Raw genomic sequence first — 8,435 nt, 5'->3', positions numbered from 1 at the left:
ACGACCACTGCTTTCCTGGCATGCTCTTGTCCCCTTCACCTTTCAGATCCAGGTAAGCCATCAGACCCAGGAACCTCCCTCCGAGTTCCTCCCGGCTGCGCCGGGGATACAACAAGGCGCCTCGCGGCGCAACGCACTTGCCGCCGACCGTGCGCCGCGGCTCGACGGCGGTCGTCACGCTGCGGACGCCGCTCCAGCCGGACGCCCTGACCGACTCGTGACCGATGAGCGTGGTCTGGCGACAGGAAGGAAATCGTTTCCGGCAAGCGAACGGGCGACCCTATGCTGCTTGGCCGAACACAATCGGTCGCAGTCCGGCCGCTGCTCTCTGACATCGAGGAGTTTGCCAATGCCCCACGTGACGCTCTACGCGCTCGAAGAAGAGCTCACCGGGCGTGAACCCGGCCTTATCGAGGAGCTGACCAGCGCCGTCGTGTCCGTGTATGGCGAGTGGGCCCGAAGTTCGGTGGATGTCAGGCTTATCGGCATCCCTGCCGGACGATGGGCTCGCGGCGGAGCGACGGTCGCTACGGCCGCGCCCGCGATCACCTTCGGCATGCGCGAGGAAGTGTTCGCACGTGAGGACGCAGCCAGCGTCGCTGCACAACTCGTCTCCGCGTTCACCGAAGCCGTCACTGCCGTGTTCGGCGACGATTGTCGCGACGAAGTTCTCGTCGAACTCGTCGGCCAACCCACGTCTCGGTCCGGACTTGGCGGGAAGGTCATCAGCGACCGCGGCGCCAGCGACTAGCGCTCCCGTCCGGACCTGCCGCGAGTCGTGCTCGCATGCCCTGGACTCGCTGTGTTACGACTGGCCTGTCGGGTTCGCCCGGTTCGAGGTATGCGCCATGAACCCGAGTCGCGCAAGGTACGAACTCGACGCAGAGGAACTCGACGAGCTGGCTGCGCTGCTCGGCCATCCGATCGCCCAGATACTCGCTCATTACTGACGAACCGGGTCTGTGGAGCTGGCGTCTCCGACGGCGTCTGAGGCGAACGCACTGCTCCGTAATGTGTTGGACCGGTTGCCCATCGATGTCTGATACTGGTCGGCTGACCTGGCGACGGTCGGCGCCCGAGCGAACACGCGGGCCGGCGGGTCGATGAGGGACTGTGGTGATGCCGGTGACGAACGAACGCACCGACGAGGAGACACTGCGACGCCTGTACCGGGGATTGCGGGAACGCCGGACCCCGCAGGACGTGGCCGTGGATCTCGTGGCGCTGCGTGCGGAGCGGTGGCTGAGCGCCGCCGGCGCCCGCGACCTGTACGGGCTGATGCGCCGCCAGCGCGCGTGGCAGGCAGCGCCCGCGAACGGTCAGGTGTTCGGATGGGACGAGGCCCCCGGCTCGTCGATGTCGACGGCGTGGCGGCACCACCCCGGTCTGGCTCGTGCGTACGTGGCGGCGCTGACAGCGATAGCGACGGTCGTAGCTGAGCCGGTGGCACCACCGGTCGCGGATCCCGCTGACCCCGCCTCGTTGCGAATCTGGCTGGTGTGGGCGACTGACGTGCTGGGCCTGCCGAGCGGCCCGCCACCGCCGGCGCGTCCGACGGTGCGCCGCCGCCCTGTGCCGGTGGGCACCTGGTTCGGCAAGACGTACTACCGGCTGCCGAAGCCGGCCGGTGCGCGCGGCGACCGCAGCGGCCACGGTGACGCTCGGGCACGGATGGACGCGGCAACCCGCAAGGAACGGCTGCCCGACGTGTCGGTGCGCGCCTACCGCCGGGCCGTCCGAGCAGTGCTGCACCTGCAGCAACGCACCGAAGTCCTGGCGGCCGAACGTGACCGGGAAGCGGCGGTGGCGTTCGGCAAGACCCGTCTCGCCCATCTGGTGTCCGAACAGGACTTTCTGGCGTGCCCTGCGACGGCGGCGTTCACCGCGTACTACGTGGCGCGGTTGAACCTGCGGACCCGCTTCACGTCGGGCCGTCAGACCCAGCCGATGGACGGCCTGGCCGAGGCTCTGCTGGACGGTGCCTTGTCGGCTTCCACCTGCCGACCGCAGGTGCTCGCAGCCGTGCTGACCCGGTGGCGGGTGCTGGATCTGTTGAGCGACGCGGAATGCGGCGCGCTGCTGGGCCGGTACTACGAACAGATGGCGGCGTGCGCGCGGGCGTTGCAAGCGTCCTTCGAGCCCAACCGCGATCGCCGGCACATGATCGTCCGCGCCGGCGACGACTCCTCGACGTGGAACGCCGCGTCGCGCGCGTTCAACCAGGCACGGACCGGGTGGTTGAACCTGACCCGCGGACTCGGCTACGACGACCTCGTGGAGGCCTCTTGCCCGGGCAAGGTTCCCGCACTCGTCGCCGCGGACGTTGCGGCCTGGCACGCCCGGGAGGGCAAGGACCAGCACCTCGACGTCCGTGTGTGGGCGGACCTGCCACTGCCGTGGGACGTGGTCCTTGACAACGACGACTGCCCTGCCGGGCTGGTACGGCAGGCGTGTGAGCGGCACGGCGTGGATCCTGAGCGGTCCGGATGGACACAGCCGTACCGGCAGGACCGCACCGAGTTGCCTGAGCCCGCACCCGATCTGGTCCACGGTGTCGTCGTCGCGTCGCCGTTGCTCGCCGCCGTGATGCGGGGCGCCGGTGTCTTCTCCGGTCAGGCCTGAATACGGTTGCAGACGGTGCCGAGATCGGAGAAGGTGGGCTGACGCGGCGGTAGCTCAGAGAGCCGGAGGAGGCTCCGGCCAGGCAGAGCGGGTGGCTCACGACCTTCCACCCCGTCCCCGTTTCGACCACGGGTCGCCGCGCTACAGATCAAGGCATCCGGTGCATGCACCGGATGCCTTGATCTGTAGCGCCACGGACACGTCGCGTCTTCGGCCGAGGGCACGTAGCCGCGGACCGGGCGCTGGTCGACGTCTGTCAGGCTTGGTGTGGCAAGCGGTCACGGACTGGTCGGCCGCGATGCGGCGATGGAACTCAGAAGTCGAACCCGAGCCCGCGCAGGAACGCCATAGCGCCCTCACCGAACGGGCCAACATGACGATTCACCGCTGCAGCAACGGCCTCCGGGTCCGGGGTGAGGCCCGCCGCGACAGCCCACTGGACTGCCAGCGCGGTGGTCGCCTCCACCGTGCCTGCCTTCTCCGGCGGAAAGTTCCAGACACGCAACGCATCCGCCGGGTTGAGGCACGCGGACCACCACGAGCCGCCGGGTATGTCGGCCTCGACGATGCCGATTGCACTTTCGATGACGTAGACGGACAACGCCGGAGCGCCGGTCTCCTCGGCGAGGTCGATGACGTTCAGTCCCCAGCCGCCGAGCACCTGCAGGAAACCCCACTCCCCGTCAGCACGCGGCTCGCATGCCTCACCTGGACTCAGGTCGTACTGCCCTTCGGTACAGAGCCGCCGAATCGACGGCAGTTCCGTCAGCGGCTGGTCGTGGCGGGTCACGATGAAATATCCGAAGAGCGACACCGGCCGCAGCATACTGCCGGCACGGGCCAACCGAACGGCGGGCAACGTCGCACGAGCCCCACCGAGCCGCTCATCACCCGCCGCAGGGCCCATGCACGCTATGCCGCCGATCGATCGGCACGGCCGTCAAAGCCGCTTGATCGGGCGCACGCACATGCCCGGCGATCCGGGCGCCTATGGCGCTCGTATGTCGAGGCAGCGCGAGGATGCCTCAGCTGCTGGGCCGGGGCACCCTCGATCGTCTACTCGAACGCGAAACCGGCTTCCACAATCAGTGATCGTCAGGTCGCGTTGCGCGTTTGCAGTTCTGTGACGTGCCCCCGGGCAGGATTCGAACCTGCGATACCAAGGCAGGTAACCGCTGAGAGCGGCCGCGTGCCGCGGTCAGCGGGCGTGGCGGGGCTCTGCGTCGTCGTGGGTGGCCTGGCCGTCGGCCTCGTGGGCGCCGCCGGCGGCGTGGTGCGGTGCGTGGCCGGGGTGGGGGTCGGCGACGCCGGCGGCCGCGTGGGCGCCGGAAGCCGCCGTTGCGCCGTTGCCCGACGGACCTGCGCCGGTGTCGGACAGGGCCGGGTCGGTGACGCCAAGGGCCGGGCCGTTGCCGGCGGCGTGGGCGCCCGATGCGGAGTGGCCGGTGGTCGGTGGCTTGCCGTTGGTCGGAGCGCCCGCGGCAGCCGATGAGGCGCCGGAAGCGGGAGCGGCGGCGAGAGCAGCCGACGACGAGCCGGAGGCCGCGTCCTCCTCGGCGCGTTGCTGGACGGCGGACTGGGAGCGCAGCGGGAGCTCGGGGAGGAAGAGGATGACGATGAAGCCGATGACCATGATGGCGGCGGCGACCATGAAGACGGTGCTCATGGCGTCGGAGAAGCCGACCTTGAACGGGTGGGCGAGGGCGTCGTCGAGGCGGTTGACGAACGAGGTGTTGTTGAAGGCGCTGGCGCTGCCCGACGTGCCGGCCTGCTGGATCTCGCGGAGCTGGTCGGGGTTGGCGCGGGCGGCGGACTGGAACTCCGGCGTGGACTGGGCGACGGTGAAAGCGCCCTTGATCTTGTCCGGGAGGAGGCTGAACAGGACGGAGAGGAAGACGGCGGCGCCGAGGGTGCCGCCCATGGAGCGGAAGAACGTGACCGTGGAGGTGGCGACGCCGATCTCGCGCGGGTTCGCCGCGTTCTGTGCGGCGGTGATGACCGGCTGCATGTTGCCGCCCAGGCCGAGGCCCATCAGGGCCATGACCAGCATCGTCTGCCACAGTGGGGTGTCGGCGCCGATGCGGGAGAACAGGCCGAGCGCGGCGACCATGAGCAGCGAGCCGATGATCGGGAACTTGCGGTATCTCCCGGTGCGGGCGATGACCTGGCCGGAGACGATCGAGCCGGTCATGATGCCCAGCACGAGCGGCAGGAGCATGAGGCCGGACTCGGTGGGCGTGGCGCCCTTCACGATCTGCAGGTAGAGCGGCAGGGTCAGCAGGCCGCCGAACATGGCCATGCCGAGGATGAAGCTGCTGGTCGAGGCGACGGAGAAGGTGCGGCCGCGGAACAGGCGCAGCGGCAGCAGGGCCTCGTCCTTGTAGGACCACTCGGCGATCAGGAAGAGCACGAGGCCGACGGCGCCGATGCCGAAGCACAGCAGGGAGCGGCCGGAGCCCCAGCCCCACTCGCGGCCCTGCTCGGCGACGGTCAGCAGCGGCACGAGGCAGACGATGAGGGCGAGCGCGCCGGGCCAGTCGATGCGGTGGTCCTGGCGGCGGTGCGGGATGTGCAGCACCCGCATGACGACCAGGAACGCGGCGAGGGCGATCGGCACGTTGATGTAGAAGATCCAGCGCCAGCCGGTCACGCCGAGGATGGTGTCGGTGCCGGCGAAGAAGCCGCCGAGGACGGGGCCGAGGACGCTGGAGGTGCCGAAGACGGCGAGGAAATAGCCCTGGTACTTGGCGCGCTCGCGCGGCGGGACGATGTCGCCGATGATGGCGAACGCCAGGGAGAACAGCCCGCCGGCGCCGATGCCCTGGACCGCCCGGAAGGCGGCGAGCTGGTAGATGGACCCGGCGATGCCGCACAGGACGGAGCCGAGGATGAAGATGCCGATGGCGAACAGGATGAACGGCTTGCGGCCGTAGATATCGGACAGTTTGCCATACAGCGGGGTCGCGATCGTGGACGTGATGAGGAACGCCGTCGTCGCCCACGCCTGGATGGAGAAGCCGCCCAGGTCGTCGGCGATGGTGCGCATGGCCGTGGACACGATCGTCTGGTCGAGGGCGGCCAGGAACATCGCCATCATCAGCCCGCCGAGGATCGTGAGGATCTGACGGTGGGTCAACGCCGTGTCGTCGGCGGTCGTGGCACTCAACAGCGTCTCCCAAGCAACATGGCCCCCGATACGAGCCGATCGCGTTCCGGAAATCACGCTACTCCCTGCGGAGATCCCCGGCGCGCTCAGACACAATATGTCCCGGGTACGACAAGACTGCGGAGGTAACTGGTGAGCGCCACGCTGGTGGTGAAGGAGCTCGCGGCCGGTCACGGCGATCGGGCGTTGTTCTCAGGGCTGGATCTGGTGGTCGCGCCCGGCGACGTGATCGGCCTGGTCGGGGCCAACGGGGCGGGCAAGTCGACACTGTTGCGCACGCTCGCGGGCCTGCTGCCGACGGAGGCGGGCAGCTTCGGGCTCAACCCGCCGACCGCCAACATCGGCTACCTGCCGCAGGAGCCGGACCGGCGGGTCGGCGAAAGCCTCCTGCAGTTCCTGGCCCGCCGCACCGGGGTCGCCGAGGCACAGCAGCGCATGGACGCGGCAGCGGAGCGGATCGAGCGGGAGCCGGACGCCTACGGTGACGCCCTGGAGCGCTGGCTGGCGCTCGGCGGCGCCGACCTCGACGAACGCGCCGCGGCGGTGGCCGCCGACCTGGGGCTCGCCGTGGACCTCGACCTGCCGATGACGGCGTTGTCCGGTGGACAGGCCGCCAGGGCCGGGATGGCGTCGCTGCTGCTGTCGCGGTACGACGTGTTCCTGCTCGACGAACCCACCAACGACCTCGACCTGGACGGCCTGGAGCGTCTCGAACGCTTCGTGCAGGGGCTCAAGGCCGGCGCGGTGATCGTCAGCCACGACCGGGAGTTCCTCGCCCGCACCGCCACCGGCGTCCTGGAGCTCGACCTCGCCCAGCAGCAGGTCAACTTCTTCGGCGGCGGTTACGCGTCGTACCTGGAGGAGAAGGCCATCGCCAAGCGGCGCGCCCGGGACTCGTACGAGGAGTACGACGACAAGAAGTCCGGCCTCGAGGCCCGCGCCCGGATGCAGCGCGCCTGGATGGAGAAGGGCGTCAAGAACGCCCGGCGCAAGCAGCCCGACAACGACAAGATCGGCAAGAGCAAGAAGATCGAGGGGACGGAGAAGCAGGCCGCGAAGGCCCGCCAGACCGACCGGATGATCGAGCGCCTGGAGGTCGTCGAGGAGCCGCGCAAGGAGTGGGAGCTGCGGATGGAGATCGCCGCCGCCCCACGCGCGGGCGCGATCGTGGCGACGCTCAACCGGGCCGTGGTGACCCTCGGCGATTTCACGCTCGGGCCGGTGGACCTGCAGATCGACTGGGCCGACCGGGTCGCGATCACCGGCGCGAACGGCGCCGGCAAGTCGACGCTGCTCGGCGCGCTGCTCAACCGCGTCCCGCTGACCAGCGGCACCGCGCACCTCGGGCCGGGCGTCGTGGTCGGCGAGGTCGACCAGGCCCGTGGCCTGTTCCTCGGCGAGGCGTCGCTGCTGGACGCGTTCTGCGCCGCCGTGCCGGATCAGCAGCCCGCCGACGTACGCACGCTGCTGGCGAAGTTCGGGCTCAGGTCGCATCACGTGCTGCGGCCAGCGGCGAGCCTGTCGCCCGGCGAGCGGACCCGGGCGGCCCTCGCGCTGCTGCAGGGGCGCGGCGTGAACCTCCTCGTCCTCGACGAGCCGACCAACCACCTGGACCTGCCCGCGATCGAGCAGCTGGAGTCGGCCCTGGACAACTACCCGGGCACGTTGCTGCTGGTCACGCACGACCGGCGGATGTTGGCGGCGGTCAGCACGAACCGCCGCATCGACGTGCACGACGGCAAGGTGACCGTGCGATGATCGACGAGTTCTGGACCGAGCGGCACCTGGCCACGATCACGACGGTCCGCGACGACGGCACCCCGCACGTCGCGCCGGTCGGCGTCACGTACGACGAGACGACCGGCACCGCCCGGGTGATCACGTCCGGCACGTCGCAGAAGGTGCGCAACGTCCGCGGCAACCCGCGCGTCGCGATCTGCCAGGTCGACGGGCGGCGCTGGACCACCCTCGAAGGCACCGCCGTCATCGACGACGACCCGCGGGTCGTGGCGGACGCCGAGCGGCGGTACGCGGCGCGGTACCGGCAACCCCGGCCGAACCCGGCCCGGGTCGTCATCGTCGTGACCGTGACACGCGTGCTGGGGACGGTGCGGGTGCCGGTAGGTTCGCCGGATGGGGATTCCTGAATACGTCCGGACGATGCGCGCGCACATCGGGCACCGCCTGCTGCTCCTGCCGGGGGTGAGCGGCATCGTCGTCGACGAGGGCGGCCGGCTGCTGCTCGGGCAGCGCCGCGACACCGGCCGGTGGGCCGTCCTGGCCGGTGTCGGCGAGCCCGGCGAGCAGCCCGCGGACACCGTCGTCCGGGAGGTCCGGGAGGAGACCGGCGTCGAGGTCGTCGTCGAGCGGCTCCTCGGCGTCGCCTCGCACCCGGTGCACTACCCGAACGGCGATCACTGCGAATACCTGAATCTGACCTTTTTGTGCCGCCCCGTCGGTGGAACGGCCAAAGTCAACGACGACGAGTCGCTGGACGTCGGGTGGTTCGAGCCGTCGGCGCTGCCGGACATGGACCCGTACTCGATGCTGCGGGTGGAGATGGCGCTGCGGGACGCGAAGGAGGCGTGGTTCGCGCCTCCCGGCTCCAGGCATCCCGCGCTGGTCGAGCCGTCGTTCTGAGCCGTCG

The 8,435-nt window shown here is 70.0% G+C and carries 7 protein-coding genes; 5 read left to right on the top strand and 2 right to left on the bottom strand.

Annotated elements, in window-relative coordinates; all coding sequences use genetic code 11:
- Positions 1-349: 349 nt before the first annotated feature.
- A complete protein-coding gene (locus ABZS58_RS12455; RefSeq protein ID WP_354780569.1) occupies positions 350-751 on the top strand; it encodes a hypothetical protein in 402 nt (133 codons plus the stop codon).
- A gap of 374 nt (positions 752-1,125) precedes the next feature.
- The gene (locus ABZS58_RS12450) at positions 1,126-2,622 is read left to right on the top strand and encodes a hypothetical protein (protein ID WP_354780567.1); all 1,497 of its coding nucleotides are present in this window, start codon (positions 1,126-1,128) and stop codon (positions 2,620-2,622) included.
- Positions 2,623-2,935: 313 nt separating this feature from the next.
- Here the strand turns inward: ABZS58_RS12450 and ABZS58_RS12445 are convergent, their stop codons facing one another.
- Positions 2,936-3,436, bottom strand: a complete 501-nt coding sequence (locus tag ABZS58_RS12445) for a hypothetical protein (RefSeq protein ID WP_354780565.1) — start codon at positions 3,434-3,436, stop codon at positions 2,936-2,938.
- A 384-nt stretch (positions 3,437-3,820) separates the two neighbouring features.
- Positions 3,821-5,788 carry an MDR family MFS transporter gene (locus ABZS58_RS12440; RefSeq protein WP_354780563.1) on the bottom strand — a complete coding sequence of 656 codons (1,968 nt, stop codon included), beginning with the start codon at positions 5,786-5,788 and terminating at the stop codon, positions 3,821-3,823.
- 132 nt (positions 5,789-5,920) lie between these two features.
- Between ABZS58_RS12440 and ABZS58_RS12435 the strand changes: the two genes are divergently transcribed.
- From ABZS58_RS12435 to ABZS58_RS12425, 3 genes are read left to right on the top strand one after another with little or no spacing between them, the layout of a single operon-like run.
- The gene (locus tag ABZS58_RS12435; RefSeq protein ID WP_354780561.1) at positions 5,921-7,546 is read left to right on the top strand and encodes an ABC-F family ATP-binding cassette domain-containing protein; all 1,626 of its coding nucleotides are present in this window, start codon (positions 5,921-5,923) and stop codon (positions 7,544-7,546) included.
- Positions 7,543-7,935 (top strand): TIGR03618 family F420-dependent PPOX class oxidoreductase, encoded by a 393-nt coding sequence (locus ABZS58_RS12430; RefSeq protein WP_354780559.1) that lies wholly within the window; start codon positions 7,543-7,545, stop codon positions 7,933-7,935. Before ABZS58_RS12435 ends, ABZS58_RS12430 begins: the two co-directional genes overlap by 4 nt.
- On the top strand, positions 7,922-8,428 hold the full coding sequence (locus tag ABZS58_RS12425; RefSeq protein ID WP_354780557.1) for an NUDIX domain-containing protein: 507 nt from the start codon (positions 7,922-7,924) through the stop codon (positions 8,426-8,428). The genes ABZS58_RS12430 and ABZS58_RS12425 overlap by 14 nt, the downstream gene beginning before the upstream one ends.
- Positions 8,429-8,435 lie beyond the last annotated feature (7 nt).

The sequence above is a fragment of the Dactylosporangium sp. NPDC005555 genome, assembly GCF_040605635.1.
Taxonomy (GTDB): Bacteria; Actinomycetota; Actinomycetes; order Mycobacteriales; family Micromonosporaceae; genus Dactylosporangium.
This window is presented reverse-complemented; position numbering and strand designations above follow the sequence as displayed.